Raw genomic sequence first — 24,823 nt, 5'->3', positions numbered from 1 at the left:
GGTCATTCGAAGGCCAGCATCAGGCGGTCACGCGAACGCAGGATGTGTTCGCGCATCGCCGTTTCCGCAGTAACGGAGTCACCAACACGGAAAGCCGCCAGCAGTTCGTTATGCTCTTCCAGCGCCTCTTGGGTGACGCGGCTGTGGAACATCAAGCGGAACAGATGCAGGTGGATATGCTGGTTGAACAGCGTCGAGCGAATGACCTCATTTCCGGCGATCCGTAGGATTTCGTCATGGAAGTGCGCGTCGATACGGGCAAAGCGCGAATATCGGCTAGTCCGATCCACCGGCGCTGCACCATGCGCCATATCGTCGGCAATCTCTTCGAGATGGTGGAGTGCGGCAGGCGTCATGTTCTGTGCGGCCAACCGCGCGCCTTCCGGCTCGATCAGCAGACGAAAGTTGAACAAATCCTCGAATTGCTTACGGTTCAGTTGCGGGGCGGCGCTATAGCCGACCATGTGCGCCTTATACACCAGCCCCTCACGTTCGAGTCGCGAAAGCGCTCCGCGTACCGGTGTCTGTGAAACGTTCAGCTCGCGCGCCATCACGTCGATGGGGATGCGGGAGCCGGGGGCTATCGCCAGCGACATAAGCCGCTCATAAATGCTGTCGTAGACAGCATCTTCCACACTTGCCGGGCGCACAGTCGCGCCTTCCTGATTTTCTCGCTGCGCTGCCGTTTTCATCAGCACACTCCATAAATTTGTATTGACCGGAACAATAGGGGGAAATAATATCGCATGTCAAATACAATATCGTATATGATCTGATTTCGACAGCAGGATGATGGTCTCCAAAGCGCAGCTCGTGTACAGCGTGACGGAATCGATATCCCGAACGGCGCTTCTGAAGACGTAACGTCTGTGGCGGCGACTGAAATCGGACGGAAGGGAGAGGCATGATGGGGTATTTCGGCGCGATCAGATCGCCGCGGGAACTGATATTCGGCAGCGGACAACGCCGAGTTCTTGGTCTTGTAGCAAAAGGCCTTGGGCGGCGAGCGCTGGTGATCACCGATAAGCGATTGGCAGGGGATGTGAATTTCCACGCCATGATCGCAGACTTGGAAAGTAACGGCCTGACGGTACGAATCGAAAGCGAAACATTGCCGGAAGTGCCGGTAGAAACCACTGTTCATGTGGCCGACTCAGCTCGCGACTACTCGCCGGACCTCATAATTGGCGTTGGGGGCGGCTCTTGTCTCGACATGGCGAAATGTGTGGCGCTGTTGCTGACCCATGGCGGACGACCCCAGGATTACTATGGCGAGTTGAAGGTGCCCGGACCGAGCTTGCCGCTCATCGCCATCCCTACCACTGCCGGCACCGGCTCAGAAGTCACGCCGGTTGCCGTCCTGTCCGACAACACGCGCAGCTTGAAGGTGGGCATCTCCAGCCCGCATCTAATTCCAACAGCGGCGATTTGCGATCCTGAACTGACGTTAACCTGCCCGTCAGCGCTAACCGCCATTGCCGGTGCTGATGCACTGACTCATGCGATCGAAGCATTTACCGCCACCCGCCGTCCTGTCACCCCCGGGCTGACGCAGGAGAAGGTATTCATTGGGAAAAACGCCCTTTCGGACCAATTCGCACTAACTGCGATCTCACTGCTGTGGCAGGGGCTGGAGACCGCGTGCACCGTAGGCGACAATCTGGCCGCACGGGCCCAGGTGATGCAGGGGGCGACCTTCGCGGGCCTGGCCTTTGGCGTCGCCGGCACGGCAGCCGCCCATGCCATTCAATATCCGGTCGGCGCGCTGACCCACACCGCACATGGCGCAGGCGTGGCCTGCCTGATGCCTTGGGTCATGGAATGGAACCGCCCCGAAATCAGTGCTGAACTGGAGCAGATGGCCACCGCCATGGATCTCGTCGACGGCGCAGCGGTGATTCCTGCCATTGCGGCATTGTTCGCTCGCATCGGGATCCCGCCCACGCTGGCCACACTCGGTCTGGACAAAGAGCGGCTGGACTGGGTGGCAGAACAATCCTGCAGTATCGAACGGCTGATCCAGAACAACCCCCGCCCGCTTGGCCGCAGTGACATGCGCAGGCTTCTCGACGCCGCCTTCTCGGGCGACGCTGGCCTAATCCAGCAAGGCAAAGAGGATAGTATATGAAACTGGATACCATTTTCGGCGTTGACTACGCGGACCCCGCACTTCACGCAAGAGGTCTTTACATCGGTGGCGAATGGCTACCTGGCAATGGCATCCCGGTTGTGGACCCTGCCACCACTGATGTACTGGCCGAGGTTCCCGATGCCTCCATGGCAGATGCCATGCGCGCTGTCGATGCCGCCGAAGCGGCAGCGGCGGATTGGCGTGCCACCCCTGCCCGTCAGCGGGCGGAGGTCTTGCAACGCTGGTTCCAGCTGATGCTCGATCACTCAGAGGAACTGGCGCGCCTGATCTCATTGGAAAATGGTAAGGCCCTACCCGATGCACGCGGCGAGGTGGCCTATGCCGCGGAGTTCTTCCGGTGGTATGCCGAAGAGGCCGTACGCATTCCGGGCGAGTTTCGCCATGCACCCTCGGGCGCGAATAGCATCCTTGTCGATCATGAGCCCATTGGGATCGCAGTGCTGATAACCCCATGGAATTTTCCTGCTGCGATGGCCACACGCAAGATCGGCCCGGCGCTAGCTGCCGGCTGCACGGTGATCCTGAAGCCTGCGTCTGAAACCCCCTTGACCGCCTATGCAATGGCGCGACTCGGGGCTGAGGCGGGTGTGCCACCTGGTGTGGTGAATGTGCTGACCACCACGCAACCCGCTGCTATCACCAACGCCATGTTGGCTGATCCGCGGGTGCGCAAGCTGTCCTTCACCGGATCGACCGGCATTGGTCGGATACTGCTAGCCGAGGCGGCGAAAACTGTAACTTCCTGCTCGATGGAGCTGGGGGGTAATGCTCCATTTTTGGTGTTCGATGATGCCAATCTGGCAGCAGCGCTGGACGGCGCCATGGTCGCCAAGATGCGCAATGCAGGGGAAGCCTGCACAGCCGCCAACCGCTTCTACGTGCAATCGGGCCTGCACGATGCTTTTGTCGACGGGCTGACAAAGCGAATGGCTGCGTTGCAAATTGGCCATGGCACTGAAACTGAAACCCAAGTGGGGCCGATGATCACGACCGCCGCCGTGTCGAAGATCGACCGTCTCGTTTCGGACGCCGTGGCCCAGGGAGCGCGCCTGCATACAGGTGGCAAGCCGCTGCCTGGTAACGGTTACTTCTACCCGCCTACGGTATTGGACAATGTGCCCCACGACGCCAACATCGCGCATGCGGAAATTTTCGGCCCTATTGCCGCCGTCTATCGTTTTGAAACTGAGGCTGAGGCCATCCGACTGGCAAACGATACGGAATATGGACTGGCAGCCTATGTCTATTCAGGCGATCTGTCGCGCGCTCTGCGGGTGGGCAAGGGCATCGAAAGCGGGATGATAGCGATCAACCGTGGTCTTATGTCCGACCCCGCCGCCCCATTTGGTGGCGCCAAGCAAAGCGGGTTGGGGCGCGAAGGTGGCATTACCGGCATACTCGAATTCATGGAACCGAAGTATTTCGCAGTGGACTTTTGAGCATGGCGCAGGATCCCTATCGCAATCGTGATTTCATCCCTGACTTCGACGAGATCATTGCCGAGACGGCCGCCCGGTCACGCGAATTGGCCGCGCGGGTCGATATACGGACTGACTTACCCTACGGCCCCAGTCCGCGCGAACGAATGGATATCATTTTTCCACCCCACCCCACGAAAGGAGCCCCGCTCCACGTGTTCATCCACGGCGGCTACTGGCGCTCGGGCAGCAAAGAGGCCCATTGGATGTTAGCCGCCCCCGCACTGGCTGCGGGCGGAATTGCCGCCATTATTACCTACGACCTGATGCCCGGGACAAGGCTGAGCGCCATTGTCGGGCAGGTCCGAGCGGCCGTTCGTCATTTGGCGGCGATGGCCCCGGACCTGGGCGCGGATGCTACACGGATCACAGTCAGCGGACATTCGGCAGGCGCGCACCTGGCAAGTTATCTTGCGGCAACCGGCCCGGAAGAAAGTACCCCGCCCGATCTGCCCACGCTACGTGCCCTGCTTCTGGTTAGCGGCATCTATGACCTGACAGATATTCCTAGCAGCTTCCTGAAAAACGAAACGAAGATGACCCCCGCTGAGGCCTCAGCGTGGTCGCCCCTGACCTCCTGTCATCTTCATGGCCCCCGGCGCATCGTGATGCTCGGCGAAATGGACTCCGCGCCGTTTCATTCACAGGGGCATCAGTTTGCATCGTTGCTGAATCTCAATGTACTGAATGGAGAATTCCGAATCGAGGCCGGCCTCAACCATCTCAATATTGTTCTTGCACTCGGCAACCCCAATAGTCCTGCGGGACTTTGCATCTCCGACCTGGTAGGTAATTGAACCTAGCAGTTTGAGGTTGCGAAGGCCATCACCTCCGCCACGCTCGCCCTGTCCAGGGCGAGCTGGATCAGCCTATCCATACCCAGCGCCACGCCGCTGCCTGACGGCATGCCGTGCCCAAGCGCCGCCAGCAGCCACCGGTCGATATCGACTTCCGTCAGTCCCAGGCGCACCCGGGCGGCGTTGTCCTCGGCGAAGCGCGCGCGCTGCTCGTCGACGTCCGTCAGCTCGTCGTAGCCGTTGGCGAGCTCCACCCCCGCCAGATAGACCTCGAAGCGCGACGCCACCCAGGCGCCATCCTCGGGGTCACGATGGCGCCGGGCCAGGGCGGCCTGGGTGGCCGGGTAGTCCACTACCACGTCGAGCCCCTCCCGACCCAGGCCAGGCTCGATTACCAGGCTCACCAGCAGGTCGAGGCAGTCGTCACGGGGCGCGTCCTCCATGTCGAGACCGCCGCGCTCGCCGGCGATGCTACGCAGCGCATCGAGCTCCACGGTGAAGGGGTCGAATCCCAGCGCCTCCCGGAACAGCTCGCGGTAGCGCCGCCGGCGCAGTGGGCCCGGGTCGCGGCCAAGCACGGCGCGGATCAGCGCCGTTGTCTCCCCGATCATCTCTTCGAGGGAGAAGCCCGGGCGGTACCATTCCAGCATGGTGAATTCGATGTTGTGGCGGCTGCCCACCTCGCCGTCACGAAAGCTGCGCGCCAGCTGGAATATCGGCCCTGAGCCTGCGGCCAGCAGCCGCTTCATATGGAATTCCGGCGAGGTCTGCAGCCACAGCCTTTCCTGCCCCGCCGGCGTGGTTGCCGTAAGCGACAGCGACGCCAGGTGCACATCGGTGCTGCCGCCGTGGCCCAGCACCGGCGTCTCCACCTCCAGCACATCCCGCTCGGCAAAGAACGCCCGCACCTCCCCCAGCAGCCGCGCCCGCTCGCGCAGCGACTCGAGACTCGCCGTGGGTCGCCAGTCGGTTGTCATCACACCTTCTCCATAACGACGAAAGCCACGCGGGGAAAGCGTGGCCTACGTGGAAGCCGTAGCAGAGTGCGGCTGATCCGGCGACAGGCACTTCGCGGAGGCGCTGTGAACCCATCCCTGGGCGCTACATTTGTCATCCCTGACAAATGACCTCCGCTTCGACCTGTCCCCGGCGCCGCTAGCCATGGAGTCTCTTTTCTTAGGCTCGTGAAACGTACTCGCCGCTGCGCGTATCAATTTTCAGCACTTCACCCTGGTTGATGAACAGCGGCACCCGGACCACGGCGCCGGAGGAGAGCGTGGCCGGCTTGGAGCCGCCCTGGGCGGTGTCGCCCTTGAGGCCCGGGTCGGTCTCGACCACTTCCAGCTCGATGAAGTTGGGCGGCGTCACGCTGATGGCGTTGTCGTTCCACAGGGTCACGGTATAGGCCACCTGCTCCTTGAGCCACTTGGCCGTGTCGCCCAGGGCCTTCTTCTCGACCGCATACTGCTCGAAGGAACCATCGGTCTTCATGAAGTGCCACATGTCGCCGTCGGAATAGAGATACTCCATCTCCAGGTCCATCACGTCGGCGCCCTCGAGGGATTCGCCCGACTTGAAGGTACGTTCCCAGACGCGGCCAGTGATCAGGTTGCGCAGCTTGACCCTGCTGAAGGCCTGCCCCTTGCCCGGCTTGACCAATTCGTTCTCGACGATCGAGCAGGGGTCGCCGTCCAGCATCACCTTCAGCCCGCCCTTGAATTCGTTGGTAGAATAGTTCGCCATATTGCCTCTCGAATGATCGAGCGCGTCGCAGTACGGTCTGGACGCGCGGATATGAAATCGACGAGGAGCCAAGCCCTCGCCTATGTGACTGGTGTGCCGCATGATAACCCGAAGCCCCGCCCTTTTGCAGAGACAGGCGCCATCGCAACCCGATGTGACGCCCTTGATTCTGCCCTCAGCCTGGCAAGCCCAGCTCTCGGGCGCCATTCGCGACCCGCGGGAGCTGTGCCGCCGCCTGGGCCTCGACGACAGCTGGCTGCCAGGGGCAGAGCGCGGCCACGAGCTATTCGAGGTGCGTATCCCGGAGGCGTTCCTTGCACGCATGCGCCACGGCGACCCGAACGACCCATTGCTGCGCCAGGTGCTGCCGCTTGCCGCCGAGGGCGAGGCGGTACCCGGTTACATCACCGACCCCCTGGCGGAAGCCGACCACACCCCGGCACGGGGGCTGATCCACAAGTACACCGGCCGTGTCCTGCTGATCGCCAGCCCCACCTGTGCGGTGAACTGCCGCTACTGCTTCCGGCGCCACTTTCCCTACGAACAGAACGCACCCTCCCGCAGCCAGTGGGATGCCTCACTCGAGTATCTACGTGGCGACAGTTCGATCAGCGAAGCGATCCTCTCCGGCGGCGACCCGCTGGCCGCTGGCGACCGTCAGCTGGCCTGGCTGGTGGAACGGCTCGATGCCATCCCCCACCTGAAGCGGCTACGTATTCACACCCGGCTGCCGGTGGTGATACCCGACCGGGTCGATGACGCCCTGCTCGGCTGGCTCTCGGCAACGCGGCTGCAGAAGGTGGTAGTGCTGCATATCAACCACGCCCAGGAGATCGACGACGCTGTGGACGCCGCCTGCGCTCGACTCAGGGAAGCGGGCGTGACTCTGCTTAACCAGAGTGTGCTGCTGCGCGGCGTCAACGACAGCATCGATACCCTGGCCAGTCTCTCCGAACGGCTATTCGAGGCCGGGGTGCTGCCCTACTACCTGCATGTGCTCGACCCGGTGGCGGGCGCCGCCCACTTCGATGTGCCAGACGAAAAGGCCCGCGAGCTGGTCGCGGGCCTGAGAGAGGTGCTGCCGGGGTTTCTGATGCCACGCCTGGTGCGGGAGATTCCCGGCGAGACGAGCAAGACGCCGCTTTAGGCTCCAAAACCAGCGACGGCGGGCATAAGCCAATGGGCATTCTTTGGCACTAGCGGCGCCGGGGACGGGTCGAAGCGGAGGTCATCCTTCAGGGATGAAGGATGTAGCGCCCAGGGATGGGTTCACAGCGCCTCCGCCTAGACCCGTCGCCGAAAAGCCGCGACGCATCGATCACCTAGAGCGATCGGTTGTTCTTACTTCACTTCCTCCAGAGTCGCTGCGGTCACGTTGGCGGCCGGCGGCTGGGTGGAGGCGTACCGGTTGATGGCGCTGATCACCGCCTTCATGGACGCGGTCGTGATGCTCTCGTCGATACCGACGCCGAACACCGCCTCGCCCTCGATACGCACCTCCACATAGGCGATCGCCTCCGCGTCGGCACCCTGGCCGCGGGAGTGCTCGTGGTAGTCAATGATTTCCACGTCATTGCCTTCCGCCGCCAACGCGCGAACGAAGGCCGCCAGCGGGCCGTTTCCTTCGCCGTGTATGGTCAATCGCTCGCCCTGCTGCTCGACCTGAGCTTCCAGATGAACCCTGGGGCTGTCCGAATCGGAGGAGAGCCGGTGATTGACCAGGGCCATGGGGTCGCGCTTCTCGAGGTACTCGTCGGCGAAGGCCTGGTAGATCATCTGGGAAGTGATCTCCTTGGCCGTACGGTCGGCGACCTCCTGGACGACGTGGCTGAATTCGATGGAGAGCCGGCGCGGCAGCTCGATGCCGTGCTCCTGCTCGAGCAGATAAGAGATGCCGCCCTTACCCGACTGGCTGTTGACGCGGATCACCGCCTCGTAGCTGCGTCCCACGTCGAGGGGATCGATGGGCAGGTAGGGAACCTCCCAGACCGCCTCGGGGTCGGCACGACGCACCGCCATGCCTTTCTTGATCGCATCCTGGTGGGAGCCGGAGAAGGCGGTGAAGACCAGATCGCCCACATAGGGGTGGCGCGGATGTACCGGCAGCTGATTGCAGTACTCCACCTCGCGCATGATCGGCGTGATGTTGGAGAAATCGAGGCCGGGATGAACACCCTGGGTGTAGAGGTTCATGGCGAGCGTCACGATGTCGACATTGCCGGTGCGCTCGCCGTTGCCGAACAGGGTACCTTCGACCCGGTCGGCGCCAGCCATTACGGTCAGCTCGGCCGCCGCCACGCCGGTACCCCGGTCGTTGTGCGGGTGGACGCTGACGATCAGGCTGTCGCGGTGTGTCACGTTGCGACAGAACCACTCCACCTGGTCGGCGTAGTTGTTGGGCGTGGCGGCCTCCACGGTGGCCGGCAGGTTGACGATCATCGGCTTCTCGGGGGTTGCGCCGTAGGCCTCCATCACCGCCTCCACCACCTCCTTGGCAAAGTCCATCTCGGTGGTGGTGAACAGCTCCGGCGAGTACTGGAAGGTCCAGTTGGTTTCGGATGCTTCGCTCATGCGCTGCCGGATCTGCGTGGTGGCGTCCACGGCGATGCCGATGCACTCCTCCTTGCTGACACCGAACACGTCGCGGCGAAAAACCGGGTCGGTCGCGTTGTAGACGTGGACGATGGCGTTCTTGGCACCCTTCAGGGACTCGAAGGTACGGTCGATCAGGTGCGGGCGCGCCTGGGTCAACACCTGGATGCTCACGTCATCGGGCACCTTGTCCTGCTCGACCAGGGCACGGACGAAATCGAAATCGGTCTGGGATGCCGAAGGAAAGCCGACCTCGATCTCCTTGAAGCCAATCTTCACCAGGAGGTCGAAGAAACGTTGCTTGCGCTCATGATCCATGGGATCGATCAGCGCCTGGTTGCCATCACGCAGGTCAACACTGCACCACAGCGGCGGTGTCTCGATGCGTTTGCTCGGCCACTGGCGATCGGGCAGATCGACGGCGACGAAGGGACGGTACTTGGCGGCGGGGTTATCGAGCATCATGGCGGCTTTCTCCCTGGGTAGGCGCTTTGGGGTTCTGGATACGGGGCGGCATTGAGGTGGTGTCGGGAATAGGGGGAGTCCGGCTACGCGATATGGCGCAGAAACGGAAGCGCCCCGGCTGCACTAGGCATGCCGGGGCGCTGAAATCACTGGCGCACCGCTGGGCGCGACCAGATACGATCGCGTCGGAACAACGGCTGCTACGAATGGAGACGGGGAAGTATGACATTTCGGTACCTCGACTGACCTGGACAAGAAATAGCGATGCACGGCATCGCCCGGCGCGTTCAAAGGCCGGTTAGTAGTCGTAGGTCCAGGCTGAGGCGGCGAAATGACAGTTTCATGCCTCTAGAAAATCAGTCTGGCGCCTGCTTGTCAAGCTTGACCGTCCGTCTTCTTCTGCAATGGCGCGATTTCGGCCCTGCGCCACCACGCCAGAAGCGCCTGCGGCGCCGACTCCTCGGCGACTACCTGGGACCAGAGGACCTCGCCCCCTTCGCCCACCAGCGCCACGCAGAACCGGCGACGGTCGTTGCCGGCCTCCGCGACGGATGCTCCAGGCAACGCCAGCAACAGGGACTGCAGTTCGCCAAGCTGCTCCTCGCTGCAACCAGTGCAATGGACGCAGCGGGGACGCGCTAGTCCGGGAAAATGGGCGAGGCCACCCTCGCGGCTAAGGCGCAGCACAAGCCCTGGCCTCAGCGCGGGCGGCTCTTCCGCCTGGCCCCTTATCAAGGCAATACGCCCACGGTGCGCCAGGCTGCAAGCACCGCCTCGGCGACCTCGCTCGTCGCGCCGAACCGCCTGGCGGCGTTATCCTGTGTCAGCCCGGCAAAGGTGGCGAAATCGCTGTTGCGGCCCAGCCGTTGGTCGACCAGGGTGTCGTACCAGACCCATCCCGCACGTTCCCAGGCATGACCGCCCAGAGCCATGGCCGCCAGATGGAAGGCGCGATTGGGGATTCCCGAGTTGATATGCACCCCGCCGTTGTCCTCATGGGTCTCGACCAGGTCATTCATGTGCCCGGGCTGAGGATCGCTGCCAAGCAGGGGATCGTCGTAGGCCGTTCCGGGCTCGGCCATGGAGCGAAGGGCTCGGCCGGCGACTCGGTCCGTGAACAGGCCCTCGCCGACCAACCAATCGGCCTGCTCGACTCGCTGTTCCCCTTGATACTGTTTGACAAGGGTGCCGAAGACGTCCGAAAGCGACTCGTTGAGGGCCCCGGCCTGATAGGCATACTCCAGCGCCGCCTCGTGCTGGATGACGCCGTGGGTCAATTCGTGGGCGATAATATCGACGGCGATAGTGAAGCGATTGAAGAGCTCCCCATCGCCGTCACCGAAGACCATCTGGTTACCGTCCCAGAAGGCGTTCTCGTACTCCTTGCCATAATGCACGGTTGCCAGCAATGCCATGCCCTGGTCATCGAGGGAGTGACGACGATAGACCTCCCAGAACAGGCGATAGGTGGCACCCAGGCCGTGATAGGCCTCATCGATGGCCGAATCACCGCTCTCGCCCTGCCCTTCACGGCGCACCAACTTGCCCGGCAGCACCTGCTGCTGCTCGGCCGAATGAACATAGCGGGCCGGCTCGCCCCGACGCTCGCTGCCCGGCGGCAGCGTCACCGCCCCGGCGCGGGCGCGAAACCGGCTATCGACGAGCAGCGTATGGCGTGCGCACTCGCGCAATCTCGCGCTGCCGCCAGTGGCGACACGCTCGAGCAGATAGGGGGGTAGAAACGGTCTTGCCATCGGTAAGTTCGAAGCGGTCACGCTTTTCTCCTGATTCCCTTCGGGCCCGGCCCACGTTCATCGAGGCTTGGCCTGGTTGCGGACGATCCCGTTCCTTCTATATTAGGTGCTCATCCCTCCCTCCGCTCCAGCATCGCCTCCATCCGCGACAGCTGATTGCGCAGCTCGCGCACGTCGTCGCGCAGGCCGTGCAACTCGGCTGCCTCGCCCGTGCCACTCTCCAGCTCGATCGCCAAGCTCTCCTTCTGCATCACGTCCAGCACGATGCCGATCATCATGTTGAGAAAGATGAATGCATTGAGAAAGATGAAGGTCAGGAAGAATATCCAGGCATAGGGGTAGTGCTCCATGGTCGGGTAGAGCACCGCCGTTGCCCAGCTCTCGAAGGTGGCCACCTGGAACAGGGTAAGCATCGCCAGCGAGATATTGCCCCAGAGCCGCTCGTCCACATCATGAAACAGGAAGCTGCCGATAGCCCCATAGATATAGAAGATGATGAACATCAGCAGCACCACGTATCCCATGCGTGGGATCGACTTGAACAGCGCTGCCATCAACATGCGCAGTTCGGGAATCATCGAAACCAGGCGCATCACCCGGAAGATGCGCAGGAGGCGGGCCAGCAGCACCATTTCCGAGTCATCCATGGGGATCAGGCTGGCGGTGACGATCAGGAAATCGAAGACATTCCAGCCGTTCCTGAAGAAGTCGCGAAGACGCTTCTCCGCCGCCATGCGGATCAGTATCTCCACCAGGAAAAATACCGTAACGGCCACGTCCATCACCAGCAGTGCCTGCTGGAAACGGGAGACTTCCTCGTAGGTGCGGGCGCCGATCAGTAGTGCCGAGAGCACGATGATGGTGATCACCGTGAGTTCAAAAAACTTGTTGGCGCGCAGCTGTTCGAAGCGGATGCGCCAGGTAGCAAAGGAAGCGCTCATGGGTGTGTCAATCTCATGCCAGACTGGGTCTTGAAGAAGATACTGCGGCGCGATCTTACCATGCAGCGGACTGCGTATACGGGCGGTCATTTTTGGCCGCCGGTCATATCGCCCGCCGCCACCCTCCGCAACTGACCGCAAATTACTATAACGAAACGATTATTTACGCCATTTCCTTGTGAGAGCCGGCCGGACTCGCCTACGTTCCTAGTACTGGTTCGTGCGAACGGAAAAGGAGTCCCGCACATGAGCGAACAGAAACAGCCTCCCCAGGAGCAGTCATCCCAGCCGGGCGATGAACATCTCATGGAGCCCAGACCCGAATACATTCGCCAGAGTTACCGCGGCGCCGACAAGCTCAAGGACAAGGTGGCAATCATCACCGGTGGCGACAGCGGTATCGGTCGCGCCGTTGCCGTGCACTATGCCCGCGAAGGCGCCGATAGCGTTATCGTGCACCTGGAAGAGGGCACGGATGCACGGGAAACCCGAGCCCTGATCGAAGCCGAAGGCCGCCGCTGTCTGGTACTGAAAGGCGATGTGGGCGAGCCGGATTTCTGCCATGACATCATCGACAGGACCATGGCGGAATTCGGCAAGGTCAATATCCTGGTACACAACTCGGCCGAGCAGTACGACTGGGATGACATTACTGATATCCCGCCGGAACAGCTGCAGCGCACCTTCCAGACCAACGTCTTCAGCCACTTCTACCTGACCCAGGCAGCGCTTCCCCACATGCACGAGGGCGACGTGATCATCTGCACCTCATCGATCAACGCCTTCAAGGGCAATGACACCCTTATCGACTATACCGCCACCAAGGGCGCCATTCAGGGATTGGTGCGTTCGCTGGCGGTATCACTTGCCGACAAGGGCATCCGGGTCAACGCCGTGGCGCCAGGCCCGGTTTGGACACCGTTGATCCCGGCGAGTTTCCCCGAGGAAAAGGTGGCCAAGTTCGGCGGACAGGTACCGATGGACCGTGCCGGTCAGCCCTCCGAGATGGGCCCCGCCTATGTCTACCTGGCCTGCGAGGAGTCCTCCTACATGAGCGGCCAGACATTGCACCTCAATGGCGGGGTCGTGCTCAATACCTGACGCCTGTCTCAGCCCTGGAAACCACGCCGAACCCGGCCGGGCTGTTCCCGGTCGGGTGCGAGGCGACAGATGTTCGGCGGTGGGCCGTCAGGTAGTGAGGTCGGCGGGAGCAAGCAGGCCCAGCAGATCCTGGGCATGCTGGGCCGCTTCCCTTCCCAGCGGGGTCATGTAGCCGCCATCGGCCTGGGTCACCAGGCCCTTGGTGTAGAGACGCCCTGCGGCGGCAATGGCCTCGGGCGCAGCATTGGAGTGAACCTTGATCCCCTCCTGGGTCGTATCCAGGTTGTAGAGACAGAGAATATTGAGCTCTTCGAGTTGCTCGGTAGTGAAACGCGGTTGGGGCATGGCGACCTCCGGTCTGGTGGGGTTCTTCGAAGGTAAGCCAGAAAGCCTCCTGGAACCAGCGCTTCAGCGTCCCTCGTCTTCCAGGTCCACCTGCCGATAGCCCATCAGGTAGAGCACGGCATCGATGCCCAGGGTCGAGATCGACTGTCGTGCCTGGCTGCGCACCAGAGGCTTGGCGCGAAAGGCGATGCCCAGCCCCGCGGTGGCAAGCATCTTCAGGTCGTTGGCACCGTCGCCCACGGCGATGGTCTGCTCCAGTGTCAGGCCTTCGCGCGCGGCAATTTCGCGCAGCAGATCGGCCTTGCGGTTGGCATCGAGTATCGGCTCGCGAACCTCGCCGGTCACCCTGCCGTTCTCGATCAGCAGCTCATTGGCATGCACCTCGTCGAAGCCGAGCTTCTGCTGCAGGTGGCGTGCGAAGTACGTGAAACCACCGGACAGGATCACCGTGCGATAACCCAGCCGCTTGAGGTGGTACATCAACCGCTCGACGCCATCCATCATCGGCAGGGATTCGGCGATCTCGGCGAGCACGGTCTCGTCGAGGCCCTTGAGCTTCGCCATGCGTTCACGGAAGCTCTGCTGAAAGTCCAGTTCCCCGCGCATAGCGCGCTCGGTGATCTCGGCCACTTCGTCGTAGACACCATGGCGGCGCGCCAGCTCGTCGATCACTTCGGCCTGGATCAGGGTCGAGTCCATGTCGAAGCAGACCAGGCGGCGATGCCGGCGCCAGATGGAATCCTCCTGGATGGCGATGTCGACGCCATGCATGGCACCCAGCGCCAGCGCCTTCTCGCGCAGCGCGTCGAGATCCACTTCCTCGCCGCGCAGCCAGCACTCGACGCAGGCGCCCTGGGTGTGGTGATCCCGGGGTACGCCACCATCCAACGGCTCACGGCCGGAGAGACGATGGATCAGCTCCACGGTCAAGCCATGCTCGGCGGTGAGTGCGCCGACTTCGGCGAGAATGCCGGCAGGCAGGTGCGGTGCCAGCAGGGTCAGGATCAGCCGCGGTTCGCTGGCCTGAACGCTCCAGCGCTGGTAATCCTCGGCGCTGACCTGGATCGCCTGGATCTCGAGACCCAGGGTGTCACCGGCGGCACTCAGGGCGCTCTCCAGGTCGCTCTCCCGGTCGAGCCCGACCAGCGCCTCCAGCGAGACCATGCCGAAGGTCACGCTCTGGTTGATGTCGAGCAGCCGCGCGCCGCTGCGCGCCATGGCCTGGCCCAGGCCGGCCAGCTGGCCGGGTCGTGCCGCGCCGGTGGCGCGAATCAGCAGTCGTCGTGTCATGCATGCCTCAGGATACGCTGATAGGACGGCTTTCGGCGCCAGGTCTCCGAGGAGGCGCTGTGAACCCATCCCTGGGCGCTACATTTGCCATCCATGGCAAATGACCTCCTCTTCGACCTGCCCCTGGCCGTCAGGTTATGGCTTTAGTCTGACGAGCTTTCCAGCCTATCGACCTTCTGCAGGCCGCGGGGCAGCTTGCTGCCACGCCGGCCACGCTCACCACGATAGTAATCCAGTTCGGCGGCCTTGAGCGTCAACTTGCGCTTGCCGGAATGGATCACCAGCGCGGCCCCTTCGGGCAGCACGGTGATATCGCGCACCAGTTCCTCGCGTCGAGCGGCGCGGGCGCCGGGGATATCGATCATCTTGTTGCCCTTGCCCTTGGCCATCTCGGGCAGCTGGTCGAGCGGGAAGAGCAGCAGGCGGCCCTCGTTGGATACCGCCGCCACGTAGCTACCCTGCCCCTCCGGCACCTGAACCGGTGCCATCACACGGCAGCCCTTGGGCACCGAGAGCACCGACTTGCCCGACTTGTTCTTGCCGGTCAGATCCTCGAGACGCGCCACAAAGCCGTAGCCGCCATCGGAGACAAGCAGATAACGAGTGGATGGCGGGGCCAGCATCACCCCGGCCATGTGGGCCCCCGCCACCACGTTCGCTCGCCCGGTCACCGGCTCGCCTTGGCTCCTGGCGCTGGGCAGGTTGTGGGCCGCCAGGGTATAGGCACGCCCGGTGTCGTCGAGCAGTACCAGCGGCTGATTCGTCTTGCCTCGGGCCACCAGCGCGAAGCGGTCGCCAGACTTGTAGGAGAGCCCTTCGGGATCGATGTCGTGGCCCTTGGCGGCACGAATCCAGCCCTTCTCGGAGAGCACCACGGTGATGGGGTCGGCCCCCATCAGCTCGACCTCGGACAGCGCCCGGGATTCCTCGCGCTCGACGATCGGCGCACGCCGCGCATCGCCGTGCTCACGCCCCGCCTCGCGGATCTCCTCCTCGATCAGGTCAGTCAGGGCGGCTTCGTTACCGAGCAGTTCCTGCAGGCGCTTGCGCTCCTCCTCCAGGGCATCCTGCTCGCCACGGATCTTCATCTCCTCGAGCTTGGCCAGGTGGCGCAGGCGCAGCTCGAGTATCGCTTCGGCCTGGCGATCGGTGAGTGCGAAGGCGCGCATCAGCTCGGCCTTGGGCTCATCCTCCTCGCGGATGATGCGGATCACCTCGTCGAGGTTGAGGTAGGCCGCCAGCAGGCCCTCGAGGATGTGCAGCCGGTCCTCCACCTTGCCCAGTCGATGCTCCAGGCGCCGGCGTACCGTCGCGCGGCGAAAGCGCAGCCACTCGCCGAGCATGTCGGGCAGCGGCATCACCCGCGGACGGCCGTCCAGTCCGATGACGTTGAGATTGACGCGGATGTTCTTCTCGAGATCGGTGGTGGCGAACAGGTGCGCCATCAATGCCTCGATATCGACCCGATTGGAGCGCGGCTCGATCACCAGCCGTGTCGGATCCTCGTGGGTCGACTCGTCGCGCAGGTCGGCTACCATGGGCAGCTTCTTGGCGTTCATCTGGGCGGCGATCTGCTCCAGGATCTTGGAGCCGCTGACCTGGTAGGGCAGCGCGGTGACCACGACCTTTCCCTCCTCCAGGACGTAGCGTGCCCGCAGTTTCACCGAGCCACGGCCGCACTCGTAGAGTTTGCGCAGGTCGGCACGTGGCGTGATGATCTCGGCCTTGGAGGGGAAATCGGGGGCCGGCAGGAACTCGACCAGATCCGCCGTGGTGGCATCCGGATTACGCAGCAGGTGGCAGGTGGCCTCGACGACTTCGCTGACGTTGTGCGGCGGTATATCGGTGGCCATGCCTACGGCGATGCCGGTACCGCCGTTGAGCAGCACGTGGGGCAACCGCGCCGGCAGCACCACCGGTTCGTTCATGGTGCCGTCGAAGTTGGGCGTCCAGTCCACGGTGCCCTGGCCCAGTTCGGCGAGCAGCACCTCGGCGAACTTCGACAGCCGCGCCTCGGTGTAGCGCATGGCGGCAAAGGACTTGGGATCGTCGGGGCTACCCCAGTTGCCCTGGCCGTCCACCAGCGGGTAGCGGTAGCTGAATGGCTGCGCCATCAGCACCATTGCCTCGTAGCAGGCGCTGTCACCGTGGGGATGGAACTTGCCCAGCACATCGCCGACGGTGCGCGCCGACTTCTTGTACTTGGCGTTGGCACCCAGCGCCAGCTCGCGCATGGCGTAGATGATGCGCCGCTGCACCGGCTTCATGCCGTCGCCGATATGCGGCAGCGCCCGGTCGAGGATCACGTACATCGAGTAGTCGAGGTACGCCTTCTCGGTGTATTCGCGCAGCGAGAGGCGTTCGACGTCGCCCTCCGCCACCTGAATATCCATGGTCATTGATCGACCTCTTTCTTCATCGGGTTACGCCTCCAAGAGTCTGGCAATCTCGCCGGCCTCAAACCGCGGCTTGACCGGCAACAGGCCTTCGCGGAGGCGCTGTGAACCCATCCCTGGGCGCTACCTTTTCCTTCCCTGGAAAAGGACCTCCGCTTAGACCTGTTCCCGGCGCCGCTCATGTCGGCAACGCAACATCTTCCGTTTAGGAGCCGCTTTGAGCGCAGAAAGGCTCGTTCACTCAAACTTCGATGTCGGCCAGGTTGCCGTAGTCTTCGAGCCAACTCTTGCGATCGCCGGCACGTTTCTTCGCCAGCAGCATGTCCATCATCTCCATGGTGCCATCGCCGACTTCGCGGGTGAGCTGCACCAGCCGCCGGGTCTCCACTGCCATGGTGGTCTCGCGCAGCTGCAACGGGCTCATCTCGCCCAGCCCCTTGAAGCGCTGCACGTTCACCGTGCCACGCTTGCCCTCCAGGCGCCGCAGGATCGCCGCCTTCTCGCTCTCGTCCAGGGCATAGTGCACCTCCTTGCCCAGGTCTATGCGATAGAGCGGCGGCATGGCCACGTAGACATGGCCGGCGTCCACCAGCGTGGGGAAGTGACGCACGAAGAGCGCGCACAGCAGGGTGGCGATATGCAGGCCGTCGGAGTCGGCATCGGCGAGAATGCAGATCTTGTGGTAGCGCAGCTTGGAGAGATCGTCGCTGCCCGGGTCCATCCCCACCGCTACGGCGATGTCGTGAACCTCCTGAGAGCCGTAGATATCGTGAGACTCGACCTCCCAGGTATTGAGGATCTTGCCGCGCAGCGGGAGGATAGCCTGAGTCTCGCGGTTGCGTGCCTGCTTGGCACTGCCCCCGGCGGAGTCCCCCTCCACCAGAAAGAGCTCGCCCTGGGCCGGGTCCTGCCCGGAGCAGTCGGCCAGCTTGCCCGGCAGGGCCGGACCCGAGGTGACCTTCTTGCGCGCCACCTTCTTGGCGCTCTTCTGGCGCCGCTGGGCGGCGTTGATCACCAGCTCGGCCAGCGCCTCGGCCTGGTCGACGTGGTGGTTGAGCCACAGCGAGAAGGCATCCTTGACCACCCCGGCAACGAAGGCGGCCACGGTGCGCGACGACAGGCGCTCCTTGGTCTGTCCGGCGAACTGGGGGTCGAGCATCTTCACCGACAGCACGTAGGAGACGCGCTCCCAGAGATCGTCGGCGGTGAGCTTGACGCCCCGCGGCAGCAGGCTGCGGTATTCGCAGAACTCGCGCAGTGCATCGAGCAGCCCCGAACGCAGGCCATTGACGTGGGTGCCGCCCTGGGGCGTGGGAATCAGGTTGACGTAGCTCTCCATCAGCGGCTCGCCGCCCTCGGGCAGCCACTGGATCGCCCAGTCCACCGCCTGTTCGTCGTCGGCAAAATGGCCGATCAGGGGCGAGGCCGGCAGCACCTCGTAGCCATCGGTGGCCTGGGCCAGGTAGTCGCGCAGGCCATCCTCGTACTGCCAGACGCTCTCGGCACCGTCGGCCTCGACCAGGGTGACTTTCAGCCCCGGGCAGAGCACCGCCTTGGCCCGCAGCAGATGCTGGAGCCGGCCCATGGCCAGCCTGGGGCTGTCGAAATAGCTGAGGTCGGGCCAGAAGCGCACGATGGTACCCGTGACCCGCTTGGCCACGCTGCCTGTCACCGCCAGCTCCGACACCTTCTCGCCATGCTCGAAGGCCATGGCGTGCCGGCTGCCGTCGCGCAGCACCTCGACTTCAAGGCGGCGCGACAGGGCATTGACCACCGAGACCCCGACCCCATGCAGGCCACCGGAAAAACGATAGCTGGACTGGGAGAACTTGCCGCCGGCATGGAGCCGGGTCAGGATCAGCTCGATACCCGTGACGCCATGTTCGGGATGCATGTCGATGGGCATGCCGCGGCCGTCGTCGCTGACCTCGATGCCGCCATCCTCCAGCAGCCGTACGGTCACTTCTCGGGCATGCCCCTCCAGCGCCTCGTCGACGCTGTTGTCGATCACTTCCTGGATCAGGTGGTTGGGGCGGGTGGTGTCGGTATACATGCCGGGGCGCTTGCGCACCGGGTCGAGGCCGGAGAGTACTTCGATTGAGCTGGCGCTGTACTGTGTCATGCGTCGTCCATATCCAGATCCTGATCGGAAATGCGCCCGGGCTCCAGGCGGTGGCCACCGTGGGCGAGAATCGCTGGAAGATACTCTGCCAGCATGCCGAAGGCATGATCGCCACCGGGGTGCAGTATTGTCCGGGCACCGCGGTAGAGATCGAAGGCGTCCGCCGGGTCGAGGCTCTCGTCGGCCGTCCCCAGCAGCAGCAGATAGCGCTCGGGCGAGACCGACAGCGGCGTCAGGCTCGCCAGTTCATCGATATGGCTCGACTCGATGGCAAAGCGCTCGCCGGTATGCGTGTTGACGAAGACCTCATCGACCCAGCCCGTCACCAGGCGCACCGGCCGCACCGCCGGGTTGATCACCACCGCGGGCAAGTCATGTCGCTCGGCCAGGCAGGTGGCCAGGAACCCACCCATGGAGCTGCCGGCCACCAGCGGATTCGGCCCCAGCTCGCCGAGTCGTGCCTCGGCGAGCCGGTAGGCGGCCGCCGGCCGGTGCGGCAGCTGAGGCGTCTCGCAGCGCAGCCCCAGCGCCTTGCAGGCCAAGCGCAACAGCGCCGCCTTGGGTGAGCCAACGCCGCTGTTGAAACCATGGAGGTAGAGTACTCCGCTGGCGCTCGATCCACGCTTCGGTGCACTCAGCATACCCAAATACCTGTATGCATTACCAGTTTCACTTTCGTCTCATCTTCGTCTCAACCCTCGTCTTCCGCTTCCGCCTGCCAGACTGCCGCGACCAGGGCCTGGGTGGAAGCATCCATATGTTCGCCACCGGCACGCTTCGCCAGAATCTCCCCGGTCTCTCCGGCGATCTGCTTGCCTAGCTCGACGCCCCACTGGTCGAAGGGGTTGATTCCCCAGATCGTCGCCTGGACGAATACCTTGTGTTCATATAATGCGATCAGTGCTCCCAGGGTGGCAGGGGTCAGACGATCGAGCAGCAGCGTGGTCGAGGGCTGGTTGCCCCGGTAGCGCTTGTGGCCGGGCCGCTCCCCCGACTCGTCGATGGCGTCGTCACCCAGCATCAGCAGCCGCGACTGGGCGAAACAGTTGGCCAGGGTAAGTCGATGTTGTGCCTTGAGGTGCTCGCGGGTCTCCGGTTCGGCGACGTCGTCGTAACGCCGCAACGGGGCGATGAAGTCGCAGACCACCGGCTGAGTGCCCTGGTGCAGCAGCTGATAGAAGGCGTGCTGCGCGTTGGGGCCAAGCTGCCCCCAGAGCACCGGGCAGGTCGAATAGGCCACCTCGCGGCCATCGTGTGTTGCCGACTTGCCGTTGGACTCCATCTCCAACTGCTCGAGATAGGCAGCGAAATACTCCAGCCGCCCATCGTAGGGCAGGATCGAGTGGGCTCGAATATCGAGGAAGTTGACGTTCCAGATGCCCGCCAGGGCCAGCAGCGTCGGCAGGTTGTCGGCGAGAGGCGCCTCGGCAAAGTGGCAGTCCATGGCATGGGCGCCGGCGAGGAAATCACGGAAGTGTGCCATGCCCACCACCAGGGCGATGGGCAGGCCGATGGCGCCCCACAGCGAATAGCGCCCTCCTACCCACTCCCAGAATTCGAGCTGGTTGGCCTCGGCAATGCCCCAGTCGCTCATCTTCTCGGGCTTGGCCGAGACACCAATGAAGTGCTGGCGCATCACCATCGATTCGTCCACGCCGCCATCACCATCGCGCACCAGCCGTGTCAGCAGCCAATCCCGGGCGGTACGAGCGTTGGAGAGAGTATCGATGGTGGTGAAAGATTTCGACGAGATCACGAACAGGGTGGTCTCGGGGTTGAAGCGGCTCAGGTAATCGACCAGTTGGGAGCCATCCATGGTCGAGGCGAAGTGCACGTCGATATGGGCGGCGTCGGCGGGCCGATAGTCCGCCAGGGCGTGAGTCACCATCAGCGGGCCGAGATCGGACCCCCCTACCCCGAGGTTGACCACATCGTGGATCGGATGACCGGTAGCGCCTCGCCACTGGCGAGTGTGGAAGCGCTCGACCATGGTTTCCAGCTTTGCCAGCGTGGCATGCACGCCGGGCACCAGGTCCTCCCCCGCCACCACCAGCGTGGCATCTCGTGGCAGGCGCAGCGCCGTATGGAGGGCGGGACGATCCTCGCTGATATTGACGCGCTCCCCGGAAAGCAGCGCCTCGATGGCTTCGGGAACGTGCGCCTCCCGGGCCAGATCGAGCAGCAACGCCATGGTCTCATCGGACCAGCGCTGCTTGGAGATATCCAGCGTCAGGCCCGCCGCCTTCCGCGTAAAGGCCCAGCCACGCTGCGGATCGTCGAACAGCTCACTCAAGTGGCGCTTGCGCATCTCACCGGCATGGTCCGCCAGCGCTTCCCAAGCGGCCGTCCGATCGATAGGGGCATAGCTCATGCGAATCCTCCTTGTTCGTTGTCGTCCATTGATGCAGCCAGCCTACGACACGCGTAACATAGTGGCCAACCTGCACTTTCCGGCATGCCCCATGAGTGATGCATCTTACCGTGACGCGATCTTTTCCACACCCCTGGACCGAGTCGCGCGCTTCTCCTTCGATGAACAGGTCGTCGCCTGCTTTCCCGACATGATCCGCCGCTCGGTGCCCGGCTACGGCCAGATCCTGGGGATGCTGGGCCTGATCGCCCAGCGCCACCTGCGCCACGGCGCTCATGTCTATGATCTGGGATGCTCGCTGGGCGCGGCGAGCCTGGCCCTGGCTGGCACCCTGCCCCCGGATGCCTTCCGGCTCACCGCCGTGGATCTCTCTCCGGCCATGGTGGCGCGGGCCCGCGAGACCCTGGCGGAAGAATGCCCCGGCCATGTCATCGAGGTCGTCGAGGGGGACATCCGCACCCTCGACTATCGGCCCTCGGGCATGATCGTACTCAACTTCACCCTGCAGTTCCTGCCCCGCGAGGACCGGGACGCTGTGATCGCCGGGCTCCATGAGGCACTGGAGCCCGGCGGAGTGCTGGTGCTTTCCGAGAAGGTGGTCGACCTGGACGAGCAGGACAACGCCTGGCGCGTGGAGCGCTACCACGACTTCAAGCGCGCCAACGGCTATAGCGACCTGGAGATCAGCCAGAAGCGCAACGCGCTGGAGAACGTGCTGGTACCGGACAGCCTCGATGCCCACCATGACCGTCTCGCCCGGGCCGGCTTCTCGCGTTCGCTGACCTGGTTCCAGTATCTCAACTTCGCCTCCCTGATCGCATTCAAGGAGGCCTGAGGTGGCGATTCCCGTCGAACAGCGGCCGCTCTATCACGCCTTCGTCGACCAGGGCCTGGACACCTGGCTGGCCCGCCTGCCCCAGCAGCTGGCCCGGGGGCTCGACCGCCAGCGCTACGGCGACCTGCCGGCCTGGGAGAAGGCTGTCTCCAAGCTGCCCGCCCTGCCCGAGGCACGCGACGTGCGCCTGGATGCCGAGACCGTGACGGTCGACTGCGCCCTCCCCGATTCACAGCGCCGCCAGTGCGAAAACCTGCTGAGAAAGCTGATGCCGTGGCGCAAGGGCCCCTATTCGTTGGTCGGCATTCCTATCGACACAGAGTGGCGCTCCGACTGGAAGTGGCAGCGGGTAGCACCTCACCTGGCCCCTCTGACCGGCCGGCGGGTGCTCGACGTAGGCGGCGGCAGCGGCTACCACGCCTGGCGCATGGCCGGCGCGGGGGCCGCCTTCGTACTGGTGATCGACCCATCGCCGCGCTTCTACTACCAGTTCCAGGCGCTGCGGCACTTCGTCGGAGATGCCGACGAGGGCCGCACCCACTTCCTGCCGGTAGGCATCGAGGAGGTACCGGAAGGGCTCGGCTTCTTCGACACGGTATTCTCCATGGGCGTGCTCTATCACCGACCCTCACCGTTGGAGCACCTGTTGCAGTTGAAGGACACGCTGCGCCCCGACGGGGAACTGGTGCTGGAAACGCTGGTAGTGGAGGGCGACGAGACCACCGTCCTGCTACCCGGCGAGCGCTATGCCGCCATGCCCAACGTCTACTTCCTGCCCTCTTCCAAGGCGCTGTGCCAATGGCTCGAACGCTGCGGCTTCGTCAACGTGCGCGTCGTCGACGAAGCCGTCACCACCCTCGACGAACAGCGCGCCACCGAGTGGATGACCTTCCAGTCGCTGGCCGATTTCCTCGACCCCGAGGACCCGTCAAGGACCCGCGAGGGCTATCCCGCGCCCCGCCGCGCGGTGGTGATGGCAAACAGACCGGGTTAAACGCCAAAAGGATACGTATCCGGCGTCTCTTCCGGCCGCCAGAATTCCCCCTTGTCGAACGGCTCAACGGCGCGTGTCTCGTCGACATGGAAGACGGCGTCGAACTGCTCGGCCACTGATGTCTTGAAGTAGTGACTCACGCGCTCCGATTCGGGGCGATAGATCACGCCGATGGCACGTTCCCAGAGCGGTTTCTTCAAGGGCGTGGCGCGCTCGCCCAGCGGCAGGTAGAAGTCGCCCAGCCCACTGTCATGAAACAGCCGCTCGACGCTGCCTTCCATGGATGGCCTGACCTTGCGGTGCTCAACCGGACCATCCCAGTCGTTGGCCGCCGAGACGAAACCGGTATGCGTGGTGAAGCCCACCAGCAGCACCTGGTCAGCACCGAGGCGATGGCGCACCAGTTGGCCGACGTTGTGCTGGCCACGATGCCAGCCCATGTCGGTGAACGATGCATCGCCGAGATGGGAGTTGTGCGCCCAGACGACCACCTTGCCCTGACCGCCCTGGTGACGCAGGTGTTCGCACAGTTCGGCAAGGGTGTCGGTCATGTGCTCGTCGCGCAGATTCCAGGTATCCACCCGTGAGCCGAACATGGCGCGATAGTAGTGCTCCGCATTGACCACTACTCGGGCGTTTTGCTCGGCGAAGAACTGCTCGTCGGCCGAGCGCCTGCCATCCTCACCGAGATACCTGGAGGACTTGTCGAGCAGGTCCGCGAGCAATCGAACGGCGGCATCTTCGCAGGTCCGGCTAAGTCCGTAGGTGGCATCATGGCCATAGCGCACCGGGTCGCCGCCGTGATCGAGGCAGCCATACTTCTGCCGAGCGATACGCGCCTGTTCGGGGTCGATGCCCTCCAGATACTCGATCACCGCTTCCGCCGAGCGATGCAGGCTGTAGATATCCAGCCCGTAGAACCCCACCTGCTCGGCTACATCCCGCCCGGCGTTGTGCTCCGCGAGCCAACCAAGGAAATCGCGCACCTCGGTGTTGCGCCACATCCATTGTGGAAAGCGCTGAAAGTCGTCGAAGGCGGTCTTGAGGGTATCGTTGCCGTCGCCACGGGCGTAGCGGTTCAGCCTCAGCGCGTCGGGCCAGTCTGCTTCGACCGCCACCGCCTCGAAGCCCTTCTCGCGGACCAGGCGGCGGGTGATCTCGGCGCGCATGCGATAGTACTCGGCGGTGCCGTGCGATGCCTCGCCGAGCAGTACCAGCGAACGATCACCCACCTGCTCGAGCAGGCAATCATAGTCGTCACTCCGCCCGGCAAGCGGTATGGCATTGTCGCGCACATAATCCTGGGGAGTCGTCATGGTTGCACCTCCTCCGTGAAGGCTTATGACTACTCCTTGAACTGTAGAAACGGCGCCCGCTTCCGCTCAAGCCACTCGCCCCACAAAGGAACACATTGGCGAGCCCGATAGCGCGAGGCGCAGCCATCGGT

21 protein-coding genes are annotated in these 24,823 nt (G+C 63.6%); 7 read left to right on the top strand and 14 right to left on the bottom strand.

Translation table 11 applies throughout. The annotated features are described in order from the left end of the window. Window positions 1–2: 2 nt before the first annotated feature. Window positions 3–692 (bottom strand): GntR family transcriptional regulator, encoded by a 690-nt coding sequence (locus DU505_RS02115; protein ID WP_114477334.1) that lies wholly within the window; start codon window positions 690–692, stop codon window positions 3–5. 212 nt (window positions 693–904) lie between these two features. Between DU505_RS02115 and DU505_RS02110 the strand changes: the two genes are divergently transcribed. Genes DU505_RS02110 through DU505_RS02100 form a run of 3 tightly spaced genes read left to right on the top strand, consistent with a single transcriptional unit; the run spans window position 905 to window position 4,427 of the window. Next, entirely contained in the window at window positions 905–2,128 is a 1,224-nt protein-coding gene (locus DU505_RS02110; protein ID WP_220250311.1) for an iron-containing alcohol dehydrogenase, read from the top strand. Next, on the top strand, window positions 2,125–3,591 hold the full coding sequence (locus tag DU505_RS02105; RefSeq protein ID WP_114477332.1) for an NAD-dependent succinate-semialdehyde dehydrogenase: 1,467 nt from the start codon (window positions 2,125–2,127) through the stop codon (window positions 3,589–3,591). Before DU505_RS02110 ends, DU505_RS02105 begins: the two co-directional genes overlap by 4 nt. A gap of 2 nt (window positions 3,592–3,593) precedes the next feature. Beyond that, window positions 3,594–4,427 carry an alpha/beta hydrolase gene (locus DU505_RS02100; RefSeq protein ID WP_114477331.1) on the top strand — a complete coding sequence of 278 codons (834 nt, stop codon included), beginning with the start codon at window positions 3,594–3,596 and terminating at the stop codon, window positions 4,425–4,427. A gap of 2 nt (window positions 4,428–4,429) precedes the next feature. Here the strand turns inward: DU505_RS02100 and epmA are convergent, their stop codons facing one another. Together epmA and efp are read right to left on the bottom strand one after the other, a co-directional pair. Further along, the gene (epmA, locus tag DU505_RS02095) at window positions 4,430–5,404 is read right to left on the bottom strand and encodes an EF-P lysine aminoacylase EpmA (RefSeq protein WP_114477330.1); all 975 of its coding nucleotides are present in this window, start codon (window positions 5,402–5,404) and stop codon (window positions 4,430–4,432) included. 199 nt (window positions 5,405–5,603) lie between these two features. After that, window positions 5,604–6,170, bottom strand: coding sequence for an elongation factor P (gene efp / locus DU505_RS02090; protein ID WP_066445412.1), 567 nt, complete (start codon window positions 6,168–6,170; stop codon window positions 5,604–5,606). Between the two features lie 100 nt (window positions 6,171–6,270). On the opposite strand from efp, the gene epmB reads away from it, so the two are divergent. Further along, entirely contained in the window at window positions 6,271–7,317 is a 1,047-nt protein-coding gene (gene epmB, locus DU505_RS02085; RefSeq protein WP_114477329.1) for an EF-P beta-lysylation protein EpmB, read from the top strand. 194 nt (window positions 7,318–7,511) lie between these two features. Here epmB and leuA read toward each other — a convergent pair whose 3' ends face one another. From leuA to DU505_RS02065, 4 genes are all read right to left on the bottom strand, one after another. Next, the gene (gene leuA / locus DU505_RS02080; RefSeq protein WP_114477328.1) at window positions 7,512–9,227 is read right to left on the bottom strand and encodes a 2-isopropylmalate synthase; all 1,716 of its coding nucleotides are present in this window, start codon (window positions 9,225–9,227) and stop codon (window positions 7,512–7,514) included. Window positions 9,228–9,602: 375 nt separating this feature from the next. Further along, the gene (locus DU505_RS02075; RefSeq protein WP_147273035.1) at window positions 9,603–9,962 is read right to left on the bottom strand and encodes a protealysin inhibitor emfourin; all 360 of its coding nucleotides are present in this window, start codon (window positions 9,960–9,962) and stop codon (window positions 9,603–9,605) included. Then, a complete protein-coding gene (locus DU505_RS02070) occupies window positions 9,959–11,002 on the bottom strand; it encodes a M4 family metallopeptidase (RefSeq protein ID WP_245947740.1) in 1,044 nt (347 codons plus the stop codon). Before DU505_RS02070 ends, DU505_RS02075 begins: the two co-directional genes overlap by 4 nt. Window positions 11,003–11,091: 89 nt before the next feature. Then, a complete protein-coding gene (locus tag DU505_RS02065; protein WP_114477325.1) occupies window positions 11,092–11,922 on the bottom strand; it encodes an ion transporter in 831 nt (276 codons plus the stop codon). Window positions 11,923–12,168: 246 nt separating this feature from the next. On the opposite strand from DU505_RS02065, the gene DU505_RS02060 reads away from it, so the two are divergent. Then, window positions 12,169–13,023 (top strand): SDR family oxidoreductase, encoded by an 855-nt coding sequence (locus DU505_RS02060; protein WP_114477324.1) that lies wholly within the window; start codon window positions 12,169–12,171, stop codon window positions 13,021–13,023. Between the two features lie 87 nt (window positions 13,024–13,110). Here the strand turns inward: DU505_RS02060 and DU505_RS02055 are convergent, their stop codons facing one another. From DU505_RS02055 to pgi, 6 genes are all read right to left on the bottom strand, one after another. After that, a complete protein-coding gene (locus DU505_RS02055; RefSeq protein ID WP_114477323.1) occupies window positions 13,111–13,368 on the bottom strand; it encodes a TIGR02647 family protein in 258 nt (85 codons plus the stop codon). 63 nt (window positions 13,369–13,431) lie between these two features. After that, window positions 13,432–14,658: a phosphoserine phosphatase SerB gene (serB, locus tag DU505_RS02050; protein WP_114477322.1), complete on the bottom strand. Its 1,227-nt coding sequence runs from the start codon at window positions 14,656–14,658 to the stop codon at window positions 13,432–13,434. 143 nt (window positions 14,659–14,801) lie between these two features. Continuing rightward, complete coding sequence (gene parC, locus DU505_RS02045; protein WP_114477321.1) at window positions 14,802–17,057, bottom strand: DNA topoisomerase IV subunit A; 2,256 nt, start codon at window positions 17,055–17,057, stop codon at window positions 14,802–14,804. A 238-nt stretch (window positions 17,058–17,295) separates the two neighbouring features. Continuing rightward, on the bottom strand, window positions 17,296–19,176 hold the full coding sequence (parE, locus tag DU505_RS02040; RefSeq protein WP_114477320.1) for a DNA topoisomerase IV subunit B: 1,881 nt from the start codon (window positions 19,174–19,176) through the stop codon (window positions 17,296–17,298). Next, entirely contained in the window at window positions 19,173–19,817 is a 645-nt protein-coding gene (locus DU505_RS02035; RefSeq protein ID WP_114477319.1) for a YqiA/YcfP family alpha/beta fold hydrolase, read from the bottom strand. Before DU505_RS02035 ends, parE begins: the two co-directional genes overlap by 4 nt. Window positions 19,818–19,867: 50 nt before the next feature. After that, window positions 19,868–21,547, bottom strand: coding sequence for a glucose-6-phosphate isomerase (gene pgi / locus DU505_RS02030; protein WP_114477318.1), 1,680 nt, complete (start codon window positions 21,545–21,547; stop codon window positions 19,868–19,870). A 91-nt stretch (window positions 21,548–21,638) separates the two neighbouring features. Here pgi and cmoA point away from each other — a divergent pair, with 91 nt between their 5' ends. Both cmoA and cmoB read left to right on the top strand, forming a co-directional pair. Further along, window positions 21,639–22,382, top strand: coding sequence for a carboxy-S-adenosyl-L-methionine synthase CmoA (cmoA, locus tag DU505_RS02025; protein WP_114477317.1), 744 nt, complete (start codon window positions 21,639–21,641; stop codon window positions 22,380–22,382). A 1-nt stretch (window position 22,383) separates the two neighbouring features. Further along, window positions 22,384–23,376: a tRNA 5-methoxyuridine(34)/uridine 5-oxyacetic acid(34) synthase CmoB gene (cmoB, locus tag DU505_RS02020; protein WP_114477316.1), complete on the top strand. Its 993-nt coding sequence runs from the start codon at window positions 22,384–22,386 to the stop codon at window positions 23,374–23,376. Here the strand turns inward: cmoB and DU505_RS02015 are convergent. Further along, window positions 23,373–24,692: an erythromycin esterase family protein gene (locus tag DU505_RS02015; protein WP_114477315.1), complete on the bottom strand. Its 1,320-nt coding sequence runs from the start codon at window positions 24,690–24,692 to the stop codon at window positions 23,373–23,375. The two genes, cmoB and DU505_RS02015, sit on opposite strands and share 4 nt — an antisense overlap. Window positions 24,693–24,823: the final 131 nt, after the last annotated feature.

The organism is Billgrantia montanilacus, assembly GCF_003336675.1.
GTDB classification, from domain to species: domain Bacteria; phylum Pseudomonadota; class Gammaproteobacteria; order Pseudomonadales; family Halomonadaceae; genus Halomonas; species Halomonas montanilacus.
The sequence above is the reverse complement of the archived record's forward strand: the minus strand, read 5'-3'. Positions and strand labels throughout refer to the sequence as shown.